The 25,642-nt window shown below is 39.5% G+C and carries 16 protein-coding genes and 1 pseudogene; 16 read left to right on the forward strand and 1 reads right to left on the reverse strand.

All coding sequences use genetic code 11. From position 1 onward, the window contains the following. The first annotated feature begins 45 nt into the window (after nucleotides 1–45). Both EWM59_RS28425 and EWM59_RS17415 read left to right on the forward strand, forming a co-directional pair. On the forward strand, nucleotides 46–477 hold the full coding sequence (locus EWM59_RS28425) for a helix-turn-helix domain-containing protein (RefSeq protein ID WP_130021386.1): 432 nt from the start codon (nucleotides 46–48) through the stop codon (nucleotides 475–477). Beyond that, nucleotides 417–1,067: an IS630 family transposase gene (locus EWM59_RS17415; RefSeq protein ID WP_229239289.1), complete on the forward strand. Its 651-nt coding sequence runs from the start codon at nucleotides 417–419 to the stop codon at nucleotides 1,065–1,067. The genes EWM59_RS28425 and EWM59_RS17415 overlap by 61 nt, the downstream gene beginning before the upstream one ends. A 93-nt stretch (nucleotides 1,068–1,160) precedes the next feature. Here EWM59_RS17415 and EWM59_RS17420 read toward each other — a convergent pair whose 3' ends face one another. After that, nucleotides 1,161–4,457, reverse strand: a complete 3,297-nt coding sequence (locus EWM59_RS17420) for a VCBS repeat-containing protein (RefSeq protein ID WP_130022516.1) — start codon at nucleotides 4,455–4,457, stop codon at nucleotides 1,161–1,163. Between the two features lie 321 nt (nucleotides 4,458–4,778). Here EWM59_RS17420 and EWM59_RS17425 point away from each other — a divergent pair, with 321 nt between their 5' ends. The 14 genes and pseudogenes from EWM59_RS17425 to EWM59_RS17485 all read left to right on the forward strand — a co-directional run bounded on the left by EWM59_RS17425 (nucleotide 4,779) and on the right by EWM59_RS17485 (nucleotide 25,581). Next, the gene (locus EWM59_RS17425) at nucleotides 4,779–7,817 is read left to right on the forward strand and encodes a SusC/RagA family TonB-linked outer membrane protein (protein ID WP_229239380.1); all 3,039 of its coding nucleotides are present in this window, start codon (nucleotides 4,779–4,781) and stop codon (nucleotides 7,815–7,817) included. A gap of 32 nt (nucleotides 7,818–7,849) precedes the next feature. Continuing rightward, complete coding sequence (locus EWM59_RS17430) at nucleotides 7,850–9,397, forward strand: RagB/SusD family nutrient uptake outer membrane protein (protein WP_130022520.1); 1,548 nt, start codon at nucleotides 7,850–7,852, stop codon at nucleotides 9,395–9,397. Between the two features lie 286 nt (nucleotides 9,398–9,683). Beyond that, the gene (locus EWM59_RS17435; RefSeq protein ID WP_374755953.1) at nucleotides 9,684–10,277 is read left to right on the forward strand and encodes a glycoside hydrolase N-terminal domain-containing protein; all 594 of its coding nucleotides are present in this window, start codon (nucleotides 9,684–9,686) and stop codon (nucleotides 10,275–10,277) included. A 45-nt stretch (nucleotides 10,278–10,322) separates the two neighbouring features. After that, on the forward strand, nucleotides 10,323–12,002 hold the full coding sequence (locus tag EWM59_RS17440) for a glycoside hydrolase family 43 protein (protein WP_130022521.1): 1,680 nt from the start codon (nucleotides 10,323–10,325) through the stop codon (nucleotides 12,000–12,002). Next, the gene (locus EWM59_RS17445; RefSeq protein ID WP_130022523.1) at nucleotides 11,999–13,576 is read left to right on the forward strand and encodes a glycoside hydrolase family 43 protein; all 1,578 of its coding nucleotides are present in this window, start codon (nucleotides 11,999–12,001) and stop codon (nucleotides 13,574–13,576) included. The genes EWM59_RS17440 and EWM59_RS17445 overlap by 4 nt, the downstream gene beginning before the upstream one ends. A gap of 24 nt (nucleotides 13,577–13,600) precedes the next feature. Next, nucleotides 13,601–14,416 (forward strand): annotated as a pseudogene (locus EWM59_RS28275) (sialate O-acetylesterase); the annotation flags it as partial. Between the two features lie 69 nt (nucleotides 14,417–14,485). Next, complete coding sequence (locus tag EWM59_RS28280; protein WP_207220008.1) at nucleotides 14,486–15,310, forward strand: alpha/beta hydrolase; 825 nt, start codon at nucleotides 14,486–14,488, stop codon at nucleotides 15,308–15,310. A gap of 11 nt (nucleotides 15,311–15,321) precedes the next feature. Continuing rightward, nucleotides 15,322–16,884, forward strand: coding sequence for a carboxylesterase/lipase family protein (locus EWM59_RS17455; protein WP_130022526.1), 1,563 nt, complete (start codon nucleotides 15,322–15,324; stop codon nucleotides 16,882–16,884). 27 nt (nucleotides 16,885–16,911) lie between these two features. Then, entirely contained in the window at nucleotides 16,912–18,996 is a 2,085-nt protein-coding gene (locus tag EWM59_RS17460) for an alpha-L-fucosidase (protein ID WP_165372206.1), read from the forward strand. A 29-nt stretch (nucleotides 18,997–19,025) separates the two neighbouring features. Next, nucleotides 19,026–20,135, forward strand: coding sequence for an esterase (locus EWM59_RS17465; protein ID WP_130022528.1), 1,110 nt, complete (start codon nucleotides 19,026–19,028; stop codon nucleotides 20,133–20,135). 29 nt (nucleotides 20,136–20,164) lie between these two features. Further along, on the forward strand, nucleotides 20,165–21,325 hold the full coding sequence (locus tag EWM59_RS17470; RefSeq protein ID WP_130022529.1) for an alpha/beta hydrolase: 1,161 nt from the start codon (nucleotides 20,165–20,167) through the stop codon (nucleotides 21,323–21,325). Nucleotides 21,326–21,343: 18 nt separating this feature from the next. Then, the gene (locus EWM59_RS17475; protein ID WP_130022531.1) at nucleotides 21,344–22,423 is read left to right on the forward strand and encodes an esterase; all 1,080 of its coding nucleotides are present in this window, start codon (nucleotides 21,344–21,346) and stop codon (nucleotides 22,421–22,423) included. A 37-nt stretch (nucleotides 22,424–22,460) separates the two neighbouring features. Further along, a complete protein-coding gene (locus EWM59_RS17480; RefSeq protein ID WP_130022532.1) occupies nucleotides 22,461–23,582 on the forward strand; it encodes an alpha/beta hydrolase-fold protein in 1,122 nt (373 codons plus the stop codon). Nucleotides 23,583–23,658: 76 nt separating this feature from the next. After that, nucleotides 23,659–25,581: an alpha/beta hydrolase-fold protein gene (locus EWM59_RS17485; protein ID WP_130022533.1), complete on the forward strand. Its 1,923-nt coding sequence runs from the start codon at nucleotides 23,659–23,661 to the stop codon at nucleotides 25,579–25,581. Nucleotides 25,582–25,642 lie beyond the last annotated feature (61 nt).

Genomic DNA, 25,642 nt, shown 5'->3' on the forward strand with positions numbered 1-25,642 from the left:
TTAAGTAATGCGACAAAATTATTTTAAAATTGTTAACTTTGCTCTATGCGAGCAAAACGATATATTAAATTAGAGCCAAGTGAGGTCATCACAATGGAAGAAGGGTACAAAAATGCTACCCATCATCAATTCAAACAACGTTGTCATTGTCTATTGCTAAGTCATCAGGGGTATGATATGTATAGCCTAAAATCTATATTTCAAGTAAGCCACCCTACCATCACTAACTGGTTTGACAGTTGGGAAACGCATGGGATAGTAGGTTTACGCAATCAATTGGGTCAGGGTCGCAAACCTATTTTCAATGCAGCTGATGAATCATTGGTAAAAAGCAAAGTAAAATCAAGCCCTCAGACTCTGAAAAAAGTACGTCAAGAACTGAAAGAAGCATTACAGAAAGACTTCTCTCAAAGAACATTAGAGCGTTTTTTAAAAACACTTGTCGAGCCAGTTGGAAAAGAGCCAGAAAAAGTTTAAAGTCAAAGCAAAACACTTCTGAGTACGCATATAAAGAAGACTGCTTAAATGACTTACTCGAGCTCCACCAACAAAGTCATATTGACTTATTTTATGGTGATCAGGCTGGTTTTTCGCTCAATTGTGTCGTACCTTACTGCTGGCAATTTCCAGATGAACCCGTTTATATTCTGCCACAAAAAGGCAAGAATATCAATGTATTTGGGTTGATGAATGCTGATGGAAATGAACTTTACACTTTTGATGTAAAAGGTACTATTAATGCTGATTTTGTCATCAATTCAATAGAAATATTTATTGATAAAATTAGAAAACCAACAGTTTTAGTAATTGATAATGCCAGAATTCATCACGCCAAAGTTTTTCAAGAAAAGTTAGAATTGTGGCAAAACAAAGGGCTCTATATTTTCTATTTGCCTGCTTACAGTCCACATCTAAACAGAATCGAAAGGCTTTGGAGGCATACTAAATATTATTGGCTTAAGCCTAGTGATTATCAAGATTTGGAAACCCTCAAAAAAGCCCTTGACAAAATTTGGTCTAAATTTGGTTTTGACTATCAAATCGACTTTTCTAAAATTAAAATTTAAAATAATTTTGTCGTATTACTTATTAATTTTTCAATATTTTTCGCACCAACTTACGAAAGTACAATTTGATTATATTGTATCTTATGTAGTTCCTTAGTAAAGAATTTTCAATTTGTATGACTGAACTCTGCCTGAATTAGAAAAAACCTGTAAGATACCATTATCTTTAAAAAACAAGCATTTACGAATATCACCAATAAGATTAAGCCCACTTTGTTCAAAATTCAAGGGCTGAAATCCTCCTTTTCCATTACCTAACAAAATAGTTCCTCTTGAAGCATCCTGCCTGCCTTGATGGGCTTCATTGGCAAAAAAATTACCTGCCAGCAATAAATCAGTATTACCGTCATAATTGTAGTCTTTTGGTATTATTGAGAAGACAGGAGATTGTTGTGCCTGCCACGGAAGTGGCGTAAGTTGAAAATTACCTTTGCCATCATTGATACCTATACAACTTCTTAACTCATATACTTCCTTTTGAATGGCTCCCTTTTTATCGCTTGCAGAAAATAAATTATCAAATAATACGCCTGAATAATCTTTGAAAGTAGTGAATCGTTTCCGAAAGTTATTGATTTGCAAATTCAGGTTTTCGCGAGGATGAACAGGAACTAACTGGTTATTGATATACTGACCCATTATGGGGTCAATTCTGTTATTGTTATCAAAATCTTTAGCCAATAAAATTATGGGTTGTTGAGAACTTGCTTTATAAAATGAGTTTAAGCCTTCATTGCCAAGTATTAAGTCATCGAAACCATCTTTATTCAGGTCAGCGGCTTCAACAGTGTTCCACCAGCCCTCTGTTTTTTCTTTTTGAGAAAAAGATAGCTGACCTTTGTTATTCTTTAGAATAGTCAATGGCATCCATTCACCAACTACTATTAAATCCTTATATCCATTATTATCTACATCAATTGCTTTAGCATCACAAACCATTCCGATTTTATTCAGAAATGGAGCAATTTGAGCAGTCGCATCTACAAATTTCCCTCCATCATTTCTAAGAATATAGCTTTGGGTTTCATTAGGATATTCGTTGGGTAACATACGGCCACCTATGAAAACATCGAAATCAGTATCGTTATCTATATCAAGTGTTGTAATAGCATGGCTGCTTATATTAATCGCCGGGAAATCTTTTGTGATTTTGAAATTCCCTTTACCATCATTGAGCCATAACTGAGGCTGAAATGCTTGCGGTACATTTAATAGCCGCTCACAACTTCCTCCGACAAAAATTAAATCCTGATCACCATCTTTATCTGCATCAAAAAAATGGATGGCGCCTACCTCCATATCTTTGCTGGTAGGTATTTCTAAAACCCTTTTAAATTTTCCTGATTTATCCTGAGTAAAAATCTGTGTTTCACTACCCAGTAATGACCCTCCGATAGCCAGGTCTTCTATCCCATCACCATTGATATCTGCTTTAGCAACAGCCGGGCCAAGTTTAGAAAGCATCTTATGAAGAGTAGCCGTCTGATTAAAATCTACATAATTGAATTCTTTGTGTTCAAAGTCCAATACTTCATTACTAACCTGAAAAAGCTTGTTGGTAGAAATAATTGGATTACTTATTTGAGTAGCTTCAGCATATTTTACAGTTAAGTTTCGGGTTGTACTATCAATCGAATATTTTTTCTGAATCTTACCATCAGGCCAGGTAATAAACAATGAATCAATTTTTTTATTTTTGCCCAATCCTATTAAAATATTTTGAGGTACAGAAGAAAGGTAACCTCTGACCGGATAATTTTCAAATAAAAGCAACTCATCGCCAATCCAGGCACTTATTTTAGCTCCAATTCCTGAATTATTAGCTTTATTTCCTTCAAACTTTATTTTTAGGCTACGATTTTTATTTTGTTGGTCAGATAAATTTCTGAAAATAGAAGCTTCACTATCTACATTGTTTACAATTAAGTCTAAATCACCGTCATTATCAAGGTCAGTATATGTAGCACCGTTAGCGTAAGAAAGTTCATTTAATCCCCATTTTTCAGATACATCTTCAAAATTAAGATTACCACTGTTATGATAAGCGTAATTTCTGAGAGGTATCTCAGGAACTTTCTTGATTAAATTCTTTCGATTTTCTGCTCTTGCTTTATCAGAGCCAAACATATCTTTGTTGCGGTAATAGCTGATAAAATCAAGGTCTGTTACATTTTTCCTGTATCCGTTAGAAACGAAAACGTCTTTCAATCTATCATTGTCCAAATCGCAAAGTAAGGTGGCCCAACTCCAGTCTGTTTTGGCGATTCCTGCCAAAAGTCCGTTTTCACTAAATTGAGGGATATTATCCTCATTGCCCAGATTTATTTGCAGCATATTTCTCATGTACTGCAATTCATAGTTATAAGGAGCCTGAATACTCATTTGTTTTTTATCATAATCAGGCTTTCCGAGCATTTGTTTTTGTCTGGCATTATCTTCCGGCAGCATGTCAAGCTGAAAAATATCTATTTTCCCGTCCTGATTAACATCTGAGGCATCTATACCCATACCTGATAGGGCAGTGTGAGGCATAGCGCTTTTAATTACATTTTCGAATGTACCATTACCCTTATTTAAATAGAGTACATCTGAACTTAGAAAATCATTAGAACAGTAGATATCTGGCCAACCATCACTATTATAATCTGAAACTACTACCCCGAGCCCTAATCCTTCATAAACAATACCTGCCTCTTTTGAGACATCCTTATAAATAGGGTGATTATCTGCAATACCATAATTTTGAAATAATTTACTGGTTGAGGGATGAGAGCCATCATTAATAGGAGGCCTTAAATAACTTGGATTTTGTGTATCTGGCGAAGTATTTAATAAAAATACGTCCAGGTCTCCATCAATATCATAATCAAAGAAAGCAGCCTGGGTAGAGTATCCGGCATAATCAAGCCCATAAGCCGCCGCTGTTTCTTTGAAGGTCGGAACCGGTGTTTTCTGATTAATATATAAGAGATTGTGAGTATTTGCCATAGATGGATGATATGCCACTGAAATATAAATATCGTCCCAGCCATCATTGTTAATATCAACTATCGAAACTCCGTTGCACCATCTGTCTGTAGTAAGGCCTGCCGCTTTGGTGATTTTTTCAAACTTCAAATCACCCTTATTCATATATAGTTCACAACTAACCTGATTGCCTGTAAAGAATATATCATCAAAACCATCATTATTAAAATCTCCAATGCCAACACCTCCTCCATTATAAAAATTGGTGAAAGTAAAGGCATTTAAATTCTCATTGTCTTTGAGTGTATTTATAAAATCAACTCCCGTTTTAGACCCTGATAGTTTTTCAAAGAGTTTGTTGGGTTCTGTTTTGCATCCTGATAAAAATAATAGGTAGATTAGGATAATTAGAATTGGTTTCATAGGTAAATAATAGAAATTGATTGTGATTTTAATGAAATATTTCAAGAGTAACTCAAGCAATTGTTAAAATAATACTAGCTAATAAAAAAAAAATCATATTCAGTTTGATTTTATATTATTATGTGTACATTTGACACATATTTATTTGTGTTAAATTGACACATATCAAAATTACACAAAAAAAATAATAAAGTTTCTATTCTTACAATTTATTTTAACTTTTTAAAAATGAAGGTAAACAATTACAAACCGACCATCCAGCGAGGTTTATCACGGAAGTCGATAAGGCTACTGCTGTTTTTTTCATTGTCTTTATTTTCTATGGGAACACTACTGGCGCAGGTCAGAGGTGTTGTTAAAAATGAAAATGGTGAGGCATTTCAAGGAGTGAATGTCGTGATTAAGGGCGACAACAAAGGTACAATTACAGATGCCAACGGGCGCTATGAAATAGTGGCTGCTAATGGCTCGACCTTGGTATTTAGTTTCTTGGGGTACAAGTCTCTTGAAGTACAGGTAGGCAATCAGCAGGAGATTAATGTTTCATTAGAAGTAAATGCAGACATGATGGAAGAAATTATTGTGGTAGGATATGGTACACAAAAGAAATCATCTCTTACAGGTGCAGTATCATCTATCACTACTAAAGAACTTTCAACACAGCCTGTAATTAGTGCTACCCAAGCCATGCAAGGCCGTGTGCCGGGGGTATCTATCGTCAATAACAGTAGCCCTGGTGCAGAACCAACAGTACGTATCAGAGGGGTAGGGTCTATCAGTTTAAATCCGAACCCATTGTATGTCATTGATGGTGTTCCGGCAGGAGGACTGAATACCATTTCTCCGAATGATATTGAATCAATTGAAGTACTGAAAGACGCCAGTGCTGCTGCTATCTATGGCTCACGAGCGGCCAATGGTGTAGTGCTGATTACTACCAAAAAAGGTAAAGCAGGAAAATTAAGCATCAGTCTTGATTCATACATAGGTACGCAATCAGCCTGGAAAACGCTCGATTTACTTGACAGAGATGAATACATTAAATATGGTACAGCTTTGTTGACAGCTTCAGGACAACCGGTTCCTGGTCGTTTTGCAGCTATGAATACACCTATTTATGAAGGAGCTGCAACAACATTTGCGCAGACCCAAACCAACTGGCAAGATGTGATGTTCAAAAATGGCCCGATTCATAACAACCAACTTTCATTGGCTGGCGGAACAGATAAATCGAAGTTCTATCTGTCTTTAGGCAACTTTAAGCAGGAAGGAATTCTGCCATTTACTGAATATGCCCGCCAGAGCATTCGCTTAAACTCTGACCATAGTGTGGCAAGATTTATTTCAATTGGGCAGACCATGATGGTTTCAAGAGATAAGCGTATCGCTGAAAGAGATGCAGGTGGCAGAAGCATGGTGATGAACATTATGCGTATGACTCCCTATTGGCCGGTAAGTGACCCAACTAAATTAGGTGGTTATAGTACAACTGCCCAAGGACTTGATGCAACTGACCCGGAAAACCCCATGCGTATTGCCGTACAAGAACAGCAAGACCAGATAGACCGCTCATTCAAGATACTGGGTACGGTATATGCTGATGTCAAGCTCATGAATTGGTTGAAATATAGATTTACGATGGGTGGCGATTATTCAAGTTCGATTTTTACCGGATTTGTTCCTATCTACAATGATGGTAACCGTAGTCGTCAAACAGCTGAACTTTCTCAGAACAGAGGGCAGTATTTCTCTACTATTTTCACCAATCAACTCACCTTTGATAAAACATTCGGAAAGCACTATGTGAATGCGATTGCTGTATTTGAAAGACAGGATGCTACTTTCAAGTCTATTAACCTTACAGGGCAAAGACCTGACAACAATGTGAAGGAGATTCAGGGGGCAGCAAATATCAACGGTAATACATCTACTTCAGAAAATACTTTACTCTCTTATGTAGGTCGTTTGAACTATGAGTATGATAATAAGTATCTCCTGAGTGCTTCAGTACGCCGCGATGGTTCATCAAAGTTTGCTCCGGGTAATAAATGGGGCACTTTCCCGTCTGTATCTGTAGGTTGGCGAATCAGTGAAGAAGCATTTATGAAAGATGTACTGGCAATTAATGAACTGAAATTGAGAGGTAGTATTGGGGTAACAGGCTACAATGCTATTGGTGATTATGACTGGCAACCATTAATTTCAGCAAATAATACGAATTACTCTTTTGGAAATGCTTCACAATTAGGTTCATATTTTAATAGCCTGGGTAATACCGGATTAAGTTGGGAAGAAACAACCATGAAAAATATTGGCTTAGATCTTTCTTTATTCGGTAATAAAGTAAGCATCTCAACAGAGTTTTATTCACGTAAGACAGATGGATTATTGCTCAGAGTTCCGCTTCCGGATTCGGAAGGGTATTCAAACAGCCCCTTGGCTAACGTAGGTAGTATGCAGAACAATGGTTTTGAATTAGCATTAGGGTATCATATTGATAAAAAAGACTTTAAGTCAACTATTACAGGTACATTCGACCTGGTCAGAAACAAAGTGTTGAGCTTAGATACGCCGAATGCTACAATCAATGCAGGTAACAATGCAGATTTCGGAGGATTTGATATTACTCGTACAGAAGCAGGGCATCCGTTGCAATCTTTTTACGGCTGGCAGGTAGAGAAAATTTTTCAGAATGAGGGTGAAATAGCCGCAGCTAATGGGGCTGATGGAAATGCCCAAACTCCTTATCAGAATGAAATGACAAAACCCGGAGATATTAAATTCAGAGATTTGAATAACGACGGTAAAATTGATGCGAATGACAGAACCTATCTTGGCAGCTATCTGCCTAAATTCTCTTATGGACTGAACTATTCAGGAACTTACAAAAACTTTGATTTTAGTGTATTCTTCCAAGGAGTTTATGGTAATAAAATTTATAATGGAACTAAGGTGATTGGTCAGGGAATGCTAAGATTATTTAATGCTACTACTGATGTATTAAATGCCTGGACACCAACTAATACTAATACAGATGTGCCAAGAGCAGTAAGTGGAGACCCTAATCAGAATGCCAGAACTTCTGATCGATTTATTGAAGACGGCTCTTACTTAAGATTAAAAAACCTTACTATTGGCTACACTTTGCCGTCTGACAAGATTGCGAAACTGACCAATAATGTATTGACTAAAGCAAGAATTTATTTCACGAGCCAAAACCTGCTGACTTTTACAAAATATAGTGGCTATGACCCGGAAATTGCATCCAGAAATAATAACCTGCTTACCAACGGTGTAGATTACGGAATGTATCCGCAGGCACGCACACTTACGATTGGTTTGAACCTTGGTTTTAATTAAGAATTGCCAAAAAAGATTAAAAATACTTCGAAATGAAAAAAATAATATTTCTAACAGGTTTCTTTGGCTTATCCACCGTGATGAGTTGTAATGACTCTGTATTGGATAAGGTAAATCCAAATGGGGTAACTTTTGAAACATATTTTACGAATGATAGTGAACTTGTTGCAGGGGTAAATGCGGCCTATGCTACTATACAGGGCTTTGGGCTTGCGGCCAGAGAATGGTTCTTTGTGCATGACCTGAGAGGTGATGAAATGGCAACCGGTGGTGGTCAGTTGGAAGCACCTCGTAATCAATTACTGATTGGCGTAAATGATCCGGCAAATGGTGTGGCAAATTCAGTTTTTACCGGTTGGTTCAGAACTATCCATAGGGCTAACGTAGTACTTGAAAGTGCTAATAAAAAGGATGTTTCTTTTTCGACCGATATCAAGAATCGTGTTACGGGTGAGGCAAAGTTTTTACGGGCATGGGCTTATTATGAGTTGGGTACTTTATGGGGTGGAGTGCCTCTCTATACTGAATATGTTAAGTCGGTTGAAGGCGCAAAGGCAAGAGCAAGTCAGCAAGACGTTTATAAACAAGTAATTGATGACTTAAAGTCAGCCGAAAGTTTATTACCAGCTACCTATCCGGCTACTCAATACGGAAGAGCGACCAAAGCTGCTGCACAGGTACTTATGGCGCGTACTTATCTTCAGATGGGCGATTATAATAGTGCTAAAACAGAGTTAGAAAAAGTAGTGAGTTCAGGTCTTTATAAATTAGTTGATAATTATCTTGACCTGACTAACGAAGAAGGTGAATTTAATGCGGAGTCAATTTTTGAGGTGGTATTTTCACCTTCTAATGGCGCTTTTAACTGGAGTGGACCAGATGGAGACGGTACCAGTGCTCAGGAAGAGACTATCAGAACACAGGAGTATTCGCCAATTGGCTGGAGAAACCTTATTCCATCTGATAAAATGATAGACAACTATGAAAGAACTGCCAAAGGAGACGCTAAAAATGACCCACGTTTTGATATGTCTTTCTGGAAAGCTGGTGATAAATTTAACAATGGAAATGATGTAATCAACGATGATAATGTTCAGGGTAACTCATCAAAAATGGATGGAAAGACTTTTAAAATCAGTTGGAGAAAATACTCTGTGCTTTATAAATCAAACTCCGGATTTATTACCAGTGGCATTAATATGAGAATCATGCGTTATGCAGATGTATTGTTGATGCTGGCAGAGTGTGAAAATGAATTGGGTAACTCTGCCAAAGCTATTCAATTAATGAATCAGGTGAGAGCAAGAGCATCGGTAAATATGCCGCCTTATCCAACCAAAAATTACCCTTGCGATTCAAAAGCGAGTGTATTTGCCGCACTTCAGCACGAGCGTTATGTTGAATTAGCTGCCGAACAGGTACGTAACTTCGATATTATCAGATGGAGAAAGAATAAGAAGGCAACTTCTGAGCCTATCTCTTATTTTGTGGCAGGTAAGCATGAATTATTGCCACTTCCTCAGACAGAAATAGATAATAATCCAAATATTGACCCAAAAGATCAAAATCCAGGGTATTAAGATTATGCAAGAATAGACCGTTGCATGGCGGTCTATTCTTCTCAAAATATTATGTGTTATTAGATACACGTTCTTCTTTAGTAATAAAATTTGGTTTCAACAGCGTAATCAAGATAGGCCTATATATGAAAGCTCATAGATGAGCAACTTTCATAAAAGGGTAGTAGCTGCCTGAAAAATTGAAATTGTAAAATTATTTCTTTTTTTCCTACAATTAATTTGGCTAATAGGCAATAATACCTAAATTTGTGTATAAATGACACATATAAAATATCCATAAAACTGAATGCTTACAGGTGCTATAAATGCTTTTGAGTACGCATCAATTTCTAATGAAAAAATACTATTAGTACTTTTCTTTATTGTAAAAACCGGACTGTCGCAAGGACAAGCGCCCTTAAAACTTTGGTATAAACAACCTGCCGGAACCACATGGGAGAATGCCTTGCCCATTGGTAATGGTCGTTTAGGGGCAATGATTTATGGAAGTGTAACAAAGGAAATCATACAACTCAATGAACATACGGTTTGGAGTGGTAGCCCAAATAGAAACGATAATCCATTGGCTCTTGAAAAATTAGCGGAAATCAGAAAACTGATTTTTGAGGGTAGACATAAAGAGGCTGAAAAGCTGGCCAATGAAACCATTATTTCAAAAAAATCACATGGGCAAAAATTTGAACCAGTCGGCAACCTGAACCTGATTTTTAAAGGCCATATTAAGTCTGGGACAAAATTAAAGGCGGCTACAGGCAAAAACAGTAACCCTTTTTTTGCTTCTGAAATGATTACCTCAGCAATCATTTCAGAAAAATCAACCATCCAGCCACTCGTTTTGAAAGAAACTCAATTATTTGATTTACCAACACAAAAGGGATAAATTATAAATTTTGTTGGTATATAACTCTAAACCTATCAATCAGAAATGATAAATAAAATATCTAAATACTTATCCATAACACTTTTATGCTTAACAGTAAGCATAGCCCATTCACAAACCACATTAGTGAATCCGATTCTTACAGGCTTTTATCCTGACCCAAGTATTGTCAAAGTAGGGCCAGATTATTATATAGTCAACTCAACGTTTTCTTATTTTCCGGGTCTTCCGGTCATGCACAGCAAAGATCTCAAAAACTGGAAGCAAATCGGAAACGTAATCGACCGCCCGTCTCAATTAGATTTTATGGGCGAGCGCATGACACGCGGGCTTTTTGCTCCGGCTATCAGCTACTATAAAGGTACCTACTATGTAACCTGTACAGATATAGACCACGATGGAAACTTTGTAGTAACCGCCAAAAATCCGGCAGGACCGTGGAGTAACCCCGTGAAAATCCCACAAGTAAGAGGCATTGACCCATCTATTTATTTTGATGAAGAAACGGATAAATCTTATATCATCTATAATAGTGATGCCCCTGACAGGAAACCCTTATATTCTGGACACAGAACTATCAGAATGTATGAATTTGATTACCAGAATCTGAAAGTAATTGGCGAAGAAAAACAACTGGTAAATGGGGGAGTAGACCTTTCTAAAAAACCTGTATGGATAGAAGGGCCGCATATCCTGAAACGGAATGGCTGGTATTATTTGTATGCCGCCGAAGGAGGAACTTCGGTCAATCACTCAGAAGTAATCTTGCGAAGTAAATCAGTATGGGGACCTTATGTGCCTTATGAAGGAAACCCCATCTTAACCCAGAGAGAATTGCCTGCTGACAGGAAATATCCAATCACCTCCGCAGGTCATGCTCAGTTTGTAGATGGTCCTGATGGAAAAATGTATTGTATTTTCCTGGCGGTGCGTCCATATGAAGGTGATTATTACAATACAGGTCGCGAAACATTTATCGCTCCGGTTACATGGAAAGATGAATGGCCGATGATTGAACATGGCGAAAAGGCCATTGAATATAGCTACCAGACCAATATCAAAGAAATTAAACTAAAGGGGGGCTTACCACAATCAGGCAATTTTCAATATACGCTTACTTTTGATAAAGGGCTTGACCCTTCAATACTGTTCATGCGTACGGTTGACAGCAGTTCATTTAAAACGTCAAAAGTTGATGGCTTAACTTTAAAGTTAAAGCCTGAAACTATTTCAGAATTCAAAAATCCTTCTTTTGTTGGCAAGCGCCAGCAACACCTGTATAGCACAGCAGAAACCGAGTTACATTTCTCTCCAAAATCTGCCAACGAAAAAGCAGGATTAGTGATTTTCCAGGACGAGCGACATTTCTACTTTATAGCCAAATCTAAAAATGAAGACAAAGAAGTAGTACAACTTTATAAAAGCCAGCCTAAAGAAAAAAACATGGAGTTGTTGACAGAAGTCCCTATAGCTATGAATGTAAAAAAACTTACTTTCCGGATTAAATCTGAAGGGGCTGACTATAGTTTTTATTACTCGACAGATGCAAAAAACTGGCATTTGCTGAAAGATAAAATAGATGGTAAATTTTTGAGTACCAAAGAAGCAGGCAGTTTTATAGGCTGTGTGTATGGAATGTATGCAACCTCGACGGGCGAGAGTTCTACCAATAATGCTTCCTTTAAATTTCTGAAATACAGCGGCAATGACCCTATGTTGAAATGAGAATAATAGTAGCAATCATCATAATACTATTTACTGTAAATGTAAGTAAAACAGTGCTGGCACAAGAAGGCAAGGCAAAAAATCCAGTCATTTTTGCCGATGTGCCTGATATGTCTATGATACGTGTGGGTAAGAATTACTATATGAGCAGCACTACTATGCACATGAGTCCGGGCGTTCCTATCATGAAATCCAATGATTTGGTAAACTGGCAAATGTTAGGCTATGTGTACGATACGCTGGCTAATATTCCCTCCCTAAATCTTACAGATGGTAAAGGTACTTATGGACGAGGCTCATGGGCCAGTTGTATCAGGTATCATAACGGAATATATTACGTAACAACTTTTGCACAAACCACAGGTAAAACCCATATCTATACCACAAAAAACATCGAAAAAGGCTCGTGGAAAGCCGTCTCTTTTGCGCCAAGTCTACACGACCATTCTTTGTTTTTTGATGACGATGGCAGAGTATATATGATTTATGGCAATGGTAAAATAAAAATCATTGAATTGAATGCTGAGGTTTCAGGTATCAAAAAAGGAGGGCTTGACCAGACGATTATTGAGAATGCCAGTGTTCCGGCAGGTACTAATATCATGTTAGGTGCCGAGGGTTCGCAAGTATTTAAAGTAAATGGAAAATATTATTTGTTTAATATTGCGTGGCCACGAGGCGGAATGCGCACAGTCATTATCCATCGAGCAGATAAAATCACAGGACCTTGGGAAGGAAGAGTAGCCTTACAGGATTTAGGCGTAGCCCAAGGCGGCTTAATTGATACTCCGGATGGTAGATGGTTTGCTTACCTGTTTCGTGATTTTGGTGGTGTAGGACGGATCCCCTATCTGGTACCTGTTAAATGGGAGGATGGCTGGCCTGTGTTGGGAGAAAACGGAAAAGTGCCTGAATTACTGGATTTGCCTGCAAGTAAGGGCTTGATTCCGGGTATTGTTCATTCAGATGAATTTACACGTAAAAAAGGAGAAATGGCATTGCCTTTAGTCTGGCAATGGAATCATAATCCTGATAATAGCTTATGGTCAGTGACTGAACGTAAAGGTTTTTTAAGATTAAAAACAGGTAGAATAGATACCTCTTTTGTATTAGCCCGAAATACACTTACCCAAAGAACCATTGGCCCTGAATCGTCAGGTATCACATCACTGGACATTTCAAAGATGAAAGACGGGGATTTTGCCGGATTAGGTTTGCTCCAGAAAAACTATGGGCTGGTTGGTATTAAGGTAAATAATACTGCTAAATCAATTGTGATGGTTAGTGCCAATACGGGCAAGCCTGTGGAGGTTGAGCAAATACCATTAGCGCAGAATATAGTCTATCTGAAAACTGAATGTAATTTCAGAAACAGAGCCGACATCGCTCATTTCTTTTATAGCCTTGATGGCAAGACGTGGAAGCGTATCGGAGAACCCTTGAAAATGCCTTATACCATTCCTCATTTTATGGGTTATCGGTTTAGTCTTTTTAATTATGCGACCAAAGAAGTAGGCGGTTATGCTGATTTTGATTATTTCAGAATTTCAGATACTATTTCATCAACCAGGTAAATAGTTTACAGCTATTTTAACACTATGAAAAAAAACTTTTTTTATCTGTTAATATCCCTCTTGCTCTGTCAGGAAATAGCGGTTTTTGCCCAAGACCCTAACTTTCATATTTATCTCTGTATCGGGCAGTCGAATATGGAAGGAGCCGGGCGGATAGAAGCACAGGATACCATTAATATCGACAGTCGTTTCAAAATATTGGAAGCCTTGGATTGTCCTGAACTGAATCGGGTAAAAGGGCAATGGTACACTGCTAAACCGCCTTTATGTCGCTGTAAAACAGGGCTTTCACCCGCTGATTATTTTGGCCGCACAATGCTTGAAAATATGCCTCAGGCGCAGTCAATAGGATTGGTACACGTGGCAGTAGCAGGGAGTAAAATAGAGATTTTTGATAAAACAAAATATCAGGTGTATCTCGATTCATCGGCAAAAGAAAAGCCGTGGATGATTAACATGGCCAACCAATATGGTGGCAATCCTTACGAAAGATTGATAGAAATGGCCAGAATTGCGCAAAAATCAGGAGTTATTAAAGGCATCTTATTGCATCAGGGGGAATCAAACACAGGTGATAAAACCTGGCCTGCGCAAGTCAAGAAATTGTATGACGATATATTAGCTGACTTAAAACTGGCACCTAATTCCATTCCTTTATTAGCCGGAGAGGTAGTAGGTGCTGATCAGGGTGGAAAATGTGCCAGCATGAATGAAATCATTGCCACTTTACCCCAAACTTTACCCAAAGCCATCATAGTATCTTCCAAAGGTTTACCTGCCGTGCCAGACAAACTACATTTTAACAGTGCCGGAGTCAGGATTTTCGGTAAACGATATGCTGCGGCCTTGTTGGCATCACAAGGAAAAAGAATAACTATCGACGAAAGCAGCATTGCGCCTTCAGAAAAAATGCTACTCTATCCTGAAGGTGTACCTAATTCAAAACCGGCTACAATGAAAGAAACCGGGGCAGAGAATGGGATTTACAAAGGCATCACCACACCAACCTTAGAGTATTATAAAGCCGAGCCAAGTCTGTCGACAGGTACTGCGGTTATTGTTATTCCCGGTGGCGGATATGGTGTGATAGTCTATAACGGTGAAGGAATTAATATAGCCAAAGCACTGGCCGAAAAGGGAATTGCGGCATTTATACTTAAATATCGCCTTCCGAGCGATGAAATTATGCCAGATAAGAAAATAGGCCCCCTACAGGATGCCCAGCAAGCCCTGAAAATGGTGAGAGAAAATGCTGAAAAATGGGGCATTGACAAGAATAAAATCGGTATTATGGGATTCTCGGCAGGTGGGCATCTGGCCAGTACAGCGGCCACTCACTTCGAAAAAACGTGGGTAAATAACCCAACCAATACGAGTGTCAGGCCAGACTTTCAGATTCTGGTTTATCCGGTAATCAGTATGAGCGATAGCCTGGCACATAAAGGCTCCAGAGAAAATCTATTAGGCAAAAATCCATCGAAAGAGGATAAAGACTATTTTTCTAATGATTTGCAAATCAAAGCCAATACACCTCCGGCCTGGATTACGCACAGTGCCGACGACAAAGTGGTAGATGTAGATAATAGCATCGCTTACTTTGAGCGTTTGCGTAAAAACAAGGTAGATGTAGAAATGCACATTTTCCCGAAAGGTGACCACGGATTTATATTCAGGCACCCGGGCTGGATGAATCCACTCTTTGACTGGCTGAAACGTAATGGATGGACAAAATAAGAAACAAAACCATGAAAAAATACACGCTGATACTTTATTGCTTATTAATAATCCTGCCATTTACGGGTATTTGCCAGCTTTCTGCCCCTATAAAAGTAAATGAAGGATTAGTGCAGGGTACAGTCGAAAACGGGTTATCTATATTCAAAGGCATACCGTTTGCTGCCCCTCCAACAGGCGAACTCAGATGGAAAGCACCTCAGCCTCCTGCAAGTTGGGAGGGTGTGAAAGCCGCTACACAGTTTGCGCCTGCACCTTTTCAAGGGGGTAATCCACCGTCAGGAAAGAGTGAAGACTGCTTGTATCTGAATATCTGGTCGCCAGCCAAAACACCACAGGATAATTTACCTGTTCTGGTCTGGATATATGGTGGTGGTTTTAGTTTTGGGTCAACTTCCGAGCCTGTTTACACAGGCGAAAATCTGGCAAACAAAGGAGTGATACTGGTAAGCATTGCTTATAGGGTTGGTCAACTGGGTTTTTTAGCGCATCCTGAATTAAGCGCCGAAAACCCGCCTCATGTATCAGGCAACTATGGCCTGTTAGATATGATAGCAGGCTTGCAGTGGATTCAGAAAAATATCAAAGCATTTGGCGGAAACCCTGGCAAGGTTACCATTTTCGGTGAGTCAGCAGGGGGCATAGCCGTAAGTATGTTATGCGCTTCACCACTTGCCAAAGGGCTTTTTCATGGGGCTATTTCTCAAAGCGGAGGGTCTTTCGGGCCATATAGAAACACTACCTATCCTGGTGAAAACCTGAAATTATTACCCTTTGCCGAGCAGCAGGGGCTCGAATATATGCAAAAGGCCGGTGTGAATACGTTGGCTGAATTACGAAAAATTCCTGCCGATAAACTGCCGATGGGTTTTGGTATGCCGGGTGCCTGGCCAATTATTGATGGGTATGTGATTCCGGACGACCAGCATATACTTTACCAGAAAGGTCAATATAATCATACCCCCATTTTAATCGGCTATAATTCTGATGAAGGAGCCAGTTTTTCTCCGCCTAAAACACCTCAGGATTATATCAATGGTGTAAACAAGCGCTATGGGAAATTTGCAGATGAACTGATAATGGCTTATCCGGTTGGAGAAACTACTGTGCCTAAAACTGCCCGTGATTTGGCACGTGATGCTGCCTTTGGCTGGCATACCTGGAGTTGGGCAAGACTACAGGCTCAAACCAGCAAGGCAAAAGTATATTACTACTATTTCGACCAGCATCCCGATTTCCCTACCGATTCTCCCAGATATGGTTATGGCTCTCCTCACGGACAAGATGTTGGCTTTGTTTTCGGGCATATAAATCCTTCAAGCCCTGACAAGACCGCTACAGATGCAGCTATATCTGAAGCAATCATGACTTACTGGACAAACTTTGCCAAATATGGTGATCCTAACGGAAAAGGTGTACCTGTATGGGAAACATTTACCAATGATAAACCTCGGGTAATGTATTTTCAACAGAAAGCGATGATGGGACTCGTACCCAGTGAAACAGCTTTAAAATCATTGGATAAATATTTTGAATGGAGAAGAACCCCGGAGGGTAAAGACTGGGCAAAATGAGATTTTTAATTGATATTTTTAGTACTAATGAAGCGCATAATCATATATATTCTATTGTTTAATCTTTTATCGGTAGCAACTTTCGGACAGGTTACTGCACCCGAACCCTTAGGCCCCATACCGAGTGCCAATCAACTGCGTTGGCAAAAAATGGAGTATTATGCTTTTATTCATTTTTCAATCAACACCTATACAGATATGGCCTGGGGATTTGGTAATGAAGACCCGGTATTATTTAACCCTACGAAACTTGATTGCAGACAATGGGCGAGAATCTGTAAAGAAGCCGGAATGAAAGGCATCATATTTACCGCTAAACACCATAGCGGATTCTGCTTATGGCCTTCCAAGTATACTGATTACTCCGTAAAAAATGCCCCTTGGAAAAATGGCAAAGGAGATGTAGTGAGAGAAATGGCTGATGCCTGTAAAGAGTACGGACTAAAATTCGGGGTTTATTTGTCTCCCTGGGATAGAAACCACCCCGACTATGGAAAGCCGGAATATATCACCTACTTTCGAAATCAATTAAAGGAACTTTTGACTAATTACGGAGATGTTTTCGAAGTATGGTTTGATGGAGCCAATGGGGGCTCAGGGTATTACGGTGGGGCTAATGAAACAAGGAAAATAGACGCTAAAACCTATTATGACTGGCCTAATACCTACCAATTAGTGCGTGAGCTTCAACCCAAAATTGTTATATGGAACGACGGTGGCGACAGAGCCGATTTACGTTGGGTGGGTACTGAAGCCGGCTATGTTGGAGAAACCAACTGGAGTTTATTGAATAAGACAGGTGATGTACCCGAGCAAATGCTAAGACATGGTCTGGAAAATGGAGATACCTGGGTACCCGGAGAGGTAAATACATCTATTCGCCCTGAATGGTTTTACCACGAACGTGAGGATAGAAAAGTAAAAACGCTTCCTCAGCTGATGGATACCTATTACAATTCTATAGGACGTAACGGGACATTATTACTCAATTTCCCTGTGATGCCTAACGGATTAATCCATCCAAAGGATGAGCAAGCCGCTTTGAGTTTTGCCAAAGCAATAAAAGAAGCATTTGCCGTTAATTTAGCCCGCAATACCCGAACAAGTGCTTCACAGATTCGTGGAGGTAAACCGGAATTTGGCAGTATGAAAGCCATTGATGCAGACAAAGAAAGCTACTGGGCTACAGACGACACCACAAGAAAAGCATCGCTTACGCTGCATTTTAATGCGCCTACATCGTTTAATCGTTTTTTGGTGCAAGAGCCTATATGGTTGGGTCAGCGTGTCAGAGCATTTAGTGTAGAGGCGCTTATGGACGATAACTGGAAAGAAATTGCCAAAGAAACCACTATTGGCTATAAACGCATTCTCCGGTTTCCGATGGTTAAGGCCACACAGGTAAGATTAACTATTCTTGATGCGAAAAGTAATCCTTTAATATCAAATCTTGAAATTTATAAAACCCCTATCATACTTACACCGCCTACAATTACACGTGACAAATCAGGCGATATACGTATCACACCAGGTGATACTGAGTCAGAATTATATTATACACTCAATGAAGCTATGCCTGGTCCTCACTCTGGCAAATACACTACTCCGGTTAAAACCAGCGACGGAAAAGTAAATGTAAAAGCCATTGCTTATAATCCATATACTAAACAAAGTAGTATAGTAAGCGAGGAAAAATTTGATGTATCACGCAAAGACTGGAAAATTATAAGCACCGATAAACAACAGGCGTATCAGGTATTAGATGGTAATCCTTCTACCTCATGGCACCAGAATAAAAGTCAGGGCATGCCTGCTGATTTGATCATTGACCTGGGCAAACTGGAGAAGCTGGTAGGTTTCAGATACTTGCCCGATCAGAACTGGTGGGCTGATGCGAGCATCATAACACATTATCAGTTTGAGGTCTCGATGGATAACAAGATATGGGAAATGGTAAATGAAGGAGAGTTTTCAAATATAAAAAATAACCCATTCTGGCAAACCAAAAGTTTTAAGCCGATACAAGCCAGATACATCAAATTGCGCGCACTCAAAAATACGCAGGAGGGTTCGGCTTCTGGTTATGCAGAAATTGACATTATTACTCCATAGAATCTGATAACATTTCAATATAGTTAATTATGGCAAAGAATCTTTTGATATTTCTATTATTTGTCGTTTTTACAGGTAAGGCTCAGCCTAATGCACGACCCGTAATTATCTCACCGGAGGTGCATGCAGATAATACCGTTACGTTTCGTTTCTATGCACCTGCTGCCAAAGAAGTAAAACTGAATGCTCAGTTTGAAAAAACGCCATTGCCCATGAATAAAGACGAACGTGGTATTTGGAGCATTACTACAAGTGCTGTAAAGCCCGATATGTATCCTTATGCCTTTAATGTAGATGGAATTCAGACGGCCGACCCTAATAACTCAGCTATTTTTCCGAATGAAGGCTTTCAGAATAGTCTCGTAGAAATTACCGGAAACTCGCCTTTAGTGCATACAGTGCAGCATGTACCGCATGGCACTATCTCTTATCGTTATTACCAATCTGCCGAATTAGGCACTCGTCCGGTAGTCATCTATACACCTCCCGGCTATGAGGCTAATGCTAAAGTTTCCTACCCTGTGCTTTATCTCTTACATGGTACTACCGACACAGAAGAAACCTGGACCAAAGTAGGAAGAGCCAATATTATTCTGGATAATCTGATTGCTCAGGGAAAGGCCAAACCTATGATTATTGTTATGCCTTATGGTCGGGCATATCCGGTCATCAGCAAATCATCAGGAAGCCTGAGAAACTGGGATAATTTACAAGAGTTTAAGAAAGACTTCTTCAATAACCTATTGCCATTTGTTGAGCAGAATTACAGAACCATCAAAGATAAAAATAGTCGGGCTATTGCAGGTTTTTCTGGCGGTGGAGGTACTACCTTATACTTTGGACTGAACAACACCGATAAATTTGGCTATGTATGCGGCTTTGCGCCCGGCATGCTTAAAAATGAATTTGACAGAAACAACGAAGTAGCGTTTAAGAATCCTGAGTTGGTTAACAAAAATCTGAAATTATTCTGGATAGGCGTAGGTAAAGATGATGGCTTATATGGCGTAAATCAGGAATTTATGCAGGTGCTTGACCAGAAAAAAATTAAATACGAAAGCCTGATTTCTGATGGTGGTCATACCTGGATGAACTGCAAGCTCTACCTCAGTACCATTGCGCAGAAATTATTCAAATAACAAATTGATTTTACCGAAAAACCATAACTATGAAAATTAAAGTAATCATTCAGTTTTTGGCGTTTTATATCATACTGGCAATACCCGGTATTGTCAGTAGCCAGCCACCACGAGGGCCATTAGTGATTTCTCCACAGGTAAATGCCGATAAATCGGTAACCTTTCGTTACCTGGCGCCCTTGGCAAATGAAGTAAAACTCAGTGGGCAATTTCTAAAAGCCCCTGTAGCCATGACAAAAGATGCACAGGGTATCTGGAGTGTAACTACTGAGCCTATCAAACCTGATATTTACCCTTACAACTTTCAGGTAGATGGGATAGGGGTAATGGATCCGGCCAATGTGGCTTTCTTCCCGAACGAACGTTTTAAAGCAAGTCTGGTAGAGATTCCAGCAGATGTGCCTTCGGTTTATTCATTAAGAGAAGTGCCTCACGGTACCATCAGCTACGAATACTATCCTTCTGTAGAAGGCTCAACCGGGACTTTGGTTGTGTATACACCTCCGGGTTATACCAAAGAAAGAGCAAAAAAATATCCTGTTTTTTATCTGATTAGCGGTACAACAGATACAGAAGAAACCTTTTACAAAGTAGGTAAAACCAATTTTATTCTCGACAACCTGATTGCTGATGGCAAAGCCAAGCCTATGATTGTAGTAATGCCCTACGGAAATCCGGCCGCACGCATTGCCGAGCAAAAAGGTCTATCTAAACCTGCTGATATCATGAATCGTGACAGTGAAGATGCAGTCAAGAGAGCCAAGTTTTTTGAAACAGACCTGATTACTAATATTATCCCTTATATAGAAAAAAATTACCGCACCCTAACCAATCGTGAGAACAGAGCCATTGCCGGTTTTTCTCGGGGTGGTGGACAAACGTTGAGAGCTGCTTTTAATAATATGCACAAATTTGCCTGGGTTTGCAGTTATGCTTCCTATATCTCACCTGCCGAAATGGATAAAGGGTTTAGTCATATTGGCGGCGATGCCGCAAAAACCAATCAGCAGTTGAAACTACTCTGGTCGGGTATCGGAACTGAAGACTTTTTGTACAAAGGTACTGTTGAATTTGAAGATTACCTGAAAGCGAAAAAAGTAAACTTCAAAAGCTATGTAACCGATGGCGGACACACCTGGATGAATGTGAAAAAGTATATGAATGAGACTTTACCTCTATTATTCCAATAAATGATGGCTATGATACCCATGAAAAAATATATTCCTTTTGGTTTTTTAGTGTTGCTGTCAAGCCTATCGCTATTGGCGCAGCAAAGACCACCTGCCATTAGCTCACCGGATGTTCATGCTGACAACAGCGTCACTTTCAGGTATTTTTCTAAAAAAGCCCAGAGAGTTACGCTTTCAGGCGAGTTTCTCAAAGCACCTGTATCATTAATGAAAGATACTTCCGGCATATGGTCAGTGACGGTTCCGAATATTAAGCCTGATATTTATCCATATAGTTTTTTTGTGGACAGTGTACAGATTGCAGACCCGAACAATACTTACATTTTTGCCAATGAGCGCTTCAAACGCAGCATTGTAGATGTGCCGGGTAATACGCCATTAGTACATTCTTTACAAAATGTGCCGCATGGCAAAATTCATTACCAGTATTACAATGCTAAAACTTTAGGTCGTACCCGTGATTTACTGGTATATACTCCACCGAATTTTGATGCCAGTGGTAAAAGCAAATATCCGGTGCTTTACCTGATTCATGGGGGCTCTGATACGCAGGAAACCTGGACAAAAGTTGGTAGAGCCAATCTGATTGCAGATAATCTGATTGCCCAAGGCAAAGCAAAACCGATGATTATTGTGATGCCCTATGGGAATGTTCGTCCAAGTCCTATGCCTGACTTTACCAAAGAAATTGTCAATGATATTATTCCATTCATTGAGGCCAATTATCCGGTAGCTACTGACAGTAAAAATCGGGCAGTAGCAGGGTTTTCAGTAGGGGGCGGCCAGACGCTCAATATTGGTTTTACAAATACCGACAAGTTTGGGTATATCTGCTCTTATGCACCTTACACGGCCACCGACGAATTTAAAAAGAATTTTACAGACTGGAATCCCAATGCTGATCTGATAAACAAGCAAGTAAAGAAATTTACCATCAGTGTAGGTACAGAAGATTTTCTGTATGAAAGCGTAAAACAGAATATTGCGATGTTTCAGGAAAAGAAAATCAAAGTTGAACCCCTGATTGTATCAGGCGGACATACCTGGATGAACTGTAAGTTATTCTTAGCCCATTCATTGCAGGAAATTTTCAAATAAAATTTAAATCTATGCAGAACAATCAACCCATCAAACAATGAAAAACAGATTTATAAAAATAGCACTTTTCACTGCTCTGGCAGGGAGTGCCTGTCTGGCGCAAACACAGCAACCTGCCATCATTGAAGACTTTAAGCCTTCAACTTTGAACCAACCCGGACAAGAGTACCCGATGGTCAACTCACAGCGCTATGCCCGTTTTAAAATAGTAGCGCCTGCTGCCGACAGTGTAAGGGTAAGCCTGGGTCTTGGCGGGCGAGGTGGCACAAAACTAAGTAAAGCAGAAGACGGCACCTGGATGGGAACTACCGAAGGACCGATGGATGAGGGGTTTCATTACTATAATGTAAGAATAGATGGAGGTAAATTCAATGACCCAGGTACGCTTAATTATTATGGTTCTGTCCGTTGGGAGAGTGGTATTGAAATACCTGCCCATGACCAGGATTTCTATGCACTGAAAAATGTACCTCATGGCCATGTGCAACAAGTACTTTTCCCGTCACCGAGTACCAATACTTCAAGAAGAGCGTTTGTATATACACCTCCCGGCTATGAAAAAGATAAAAAGACCAAATATCCTGTGTTGTATCTGCAACACGGCTGGGGAGAAGATGAAACCGCCTGGAGTAATCAGGGGCGGGCAAATCTGATAATGGATAATATGATTGCTGAAGGAAAAATTAAGCCTTTTATCATTGTAATGACTTATGGCATGACCAATGATGTAAAACCGGGAGGTATCCGCAATTTTAAAATTGAGCCATTTCAAACAGTGCTTATCAATGAACTGATTCCTTATGTCGATGCCAATTTCCGTACTATTGTCAACAAAGACAGCCGTGCTATGGCCGGGCTTTCGATGGGTGGGATGGAAACCAAAACCATTACGCTTAATAACCCTGATGTATTTTCTTATTATGGATTGCTAAGTGGGGGAATTTATGCCTCTGCTGATATTAAGGATAAATCGAAGGTGAAACTCATTTTCTTGAGTTGTGGTAGTAAAGAGCGCCCGGATGGGGTAAGAAAAGCAGCAGAAGAACTGAAAAATGCGGGCTTTAATGCGGTATCTTATGTTTCAGAAGGTACAGCCCATGAGTTCCAGACCTGGCGTCGCAGTCTTTATCAATTAGCGCCATTGCTTTTTAAAAAATAGTTATTTCTGAAACAACTTTGCACAATACTTCCTTAAAATTACATATTTATAAATTGATGATAAATTAGTGTTAAGCATGAAAAAACTCATATCACTTTTCGGTTTTTTGAGCATAATGATTTCTTCATTTGCTCAAACCATCGAAAAAGAAGCACCCAGGGGATTTGATAAAGAACGCACAGGCATAGCTAAAGGTAAACTGGATTCTATAGTTTATGAATCAAAAACCGTTGGAAATAGTCGCAAGGCATTGATTTATACCCCTCCGGGTTTTGATAAAAAGAAGAAATACCCTGTATTATATCTTTTGCATGGCATTGGTGGAGATGAAAAAGAATGGGTCAAAGGAGGTAATCCGCCAGTGATTCTTGATAATCTCTATGCTGATGGCAAAGTACAGCCCATGATAGTAGTGATGCCTAACGGACGAGCCATGAAAGACGACAGGGCTATTGGTAATATATTTGATAAAGAAAAAGTAGAAGCGTTTGCTACTTTTGAAAAAGATTTATTGAACGACCTTATTCCATTTATAGAAAAGAAGTATCCTGTGCTTACCGACCGTGAGAACAGAGCTATTGCTGGTCTTTCGATGGGAGGGGGGCAGTCGCTTAATTTTGGTTTGGGTAATTTAGATAAATTTGCCTGGGTAGGAGGGTTTTCTTCAGCCCCTAATACCAAGCGTCCGGAAGAACTCGTACCTAACCCCGATGAAGCCAGAAAAAAACTTAAATTACTATGGATTTCGTGTGGCGATGGTGATGGCCTTATTACTTTCAGCAAGCGCACACACGATTATCTCTATGAAAAAGATGTACCGCATATCTATTATGTTGAGCCAGGCGTGCACGATTTTAAAGTCTGGAAAAATGGACTGTATATGTTTTCTCAGTTCTTGTTTAAACCTGTCAGCACCAAAGACTTTACCAGCTATTCAGTATTAGGAACGCCCGCAGCAAGCAATATCAGAAATGCCAAATACCCACAGATTTTGCCAGATAACCGGGTGATATTCAGAGTAAAAGCGCCTGACGCCCAAAAGGTTCAGATTGATTTAGGGAAGAAGTATGACATGGTAAAAGATACCAGTGGTTTCTGGATGGTTACAACAGATTCTATCATCCGGGGCTTTCATTACTATTCGTTATTAATTGATGGAGTTCCTGTTGCTGACCCTGCCAGTGAGAGTTTCTATGGTATGGGTCGCATGGCGAGTGGCATAGAAATTCCCTATAAGGATGGTGGATTCTATGCTTTGAAAGATGTGCCTCATGGCGATATTCGTATAAAGAAATATTTTTCAAAGGTTTTAAATGCCTGGCGTGAAATGTATATTTATACGCCGCCGGGTTACGATGCCTCTGCCAGTAAGTATCCGGTATTATATCTTTTGCATGGAGGAGGCGAAGATCAGCGCGGATGGGCAACCCAAGGGAAAACCGATTTGATTTTAGACAACCTCATTGCTGACAATAAAGCCAAACCGATGCTAATAGTAATGATGGACGGGAATATAGGCATGGGTGGAGGCGTAGCAGGTTTTGGTGAAAATGCGCTGAAGGCATTTGAGAATGAATTGAAAAATGCGGTCATTCCTTTTGTAGAATCCAATTACCGGGTTTTGGCAGATGGTAAAAACCGTGCTTTGGCCGGACTTTCTATGGGTGGATTGCAGACGCTTCATGCGGGTGTCAGAAACTCTGACCTGTTTAATTATCTGGGAGTTTTTAGCTCAGGTTGGTGGGCTAATAATAGCAAATTATCAGATCCTCAATATGAATTTATGAAGACCAACAGCGATAAGATAAACACTAATCTCAAAGAATTCTGGATTTCACAAGGAGGTAAAGCAGATATAGCCCATGCCAATGGACAGATTATGATGAAAAAATTTGACGACATGGGCATTAAATATAAATACAGCGAATATGGCGGCGGGCATACCTGGCCGGTCTGGCGACATGATTTGATGATGTTCGCCCAATTGCTTTTCAAGTAAATTATCAGAAAAAGCGATGAGCGCATATAATTATCATTGAAAATATTAAATTGCCCTAAAG

Origin of the sequence: Emticicia agri, assembly GCF_004168285.1 — a bacterium.
Lineage (GTDB): Bacteria > Bacteroidota > Bacteroidia > Cytophagales > Spirosomataceae > Emticicia > Emticicia agri.